The sequence below is a fragment of the Vibrio sp. S/42/10 genome, assembly GCF_029890535.1.
GTDB lineage: Bacteria > Pseudomonadota > Gammaproteobacteria > Enterobacterales > Vibrionaceae > Vibrio > Vibrio cyclitrophicus.
On sequence record NZ_JAKMZC010000051.1, the window covers coordinates 1 to 544 of the forward strand.

General features: G+C 46.7%; 3 tRNA genes. All 3 read left to right on the forward strand.

Going from position 1 to position 544, the window contains the following annotated elements:
* Nucleotides 1-148: 148 nt before the first annotated feature.
* Nucleotides 149-224: transfer RNA gene (locus tag L8S15_RS21770), tRNA-Gly, on the forward strand.
* Nucleotides 225-285: 61 nt separating this feature from the next.
* Nucleotides 286-362: transfer RNA gene (locus L8S15_RS21775), tRNA-Met, on the forward strand.
* Nucleotides 363-418: 56 nt separating this feature from the next.
* Nucleotides 419-494, forward strand: a tRNA-Gly gene (locus tag L8S15_RS21780).
* The last annotated feature ends 50 nt before the right edge of the window (nucleotides 495-544 follow it).

Here is a 544-nt window from a genome sequence, read left to right on the forward strand (position 1 = left end):
GATGGAGCAGTTTGGTAGCTCGTCGGGCTCATAACCCGAAGGTCGTCGGTTCAAATCCGGCTCCCGCAACCACATTACAGCTACACGTTGATAGCTTCTTTGCAGTAAGAACTTAGTTTCTAGCAGAGAAGATGAACGGTTAGCTTATGCGATACTAGCTCAGTTGGTAGAGCGCAACCTTGCCAAGGTTGAGGTCATCGGTTCGAACCCGATGTATCGCTCCAATTTCTTTCTTAGGAATGATGTTGGGAATATAGAGTCATTAACTTAAATAATGCATCCGGACGCGGGATGGAGCAGTTTGGTAGCTCGTCGGGCTCATAACCCGAAGGTCGTCGGTTCAAATCCGGCTCCCGCAACCACATTACAGTTAGGCGCCATTTATTGCCCAAGGCAGTAAAAGCAGCGATTAACTAATGCGATACTAGCTCAGTTGGTAGAGCGCAACCTTGCCAAGGTTGAGGTCATCGGTTCGAACCCGATGTATCGCTCCAATTTCTTTCTTAGGATTGATGTTGGAAATATAGAGTCATTAACTTAAATA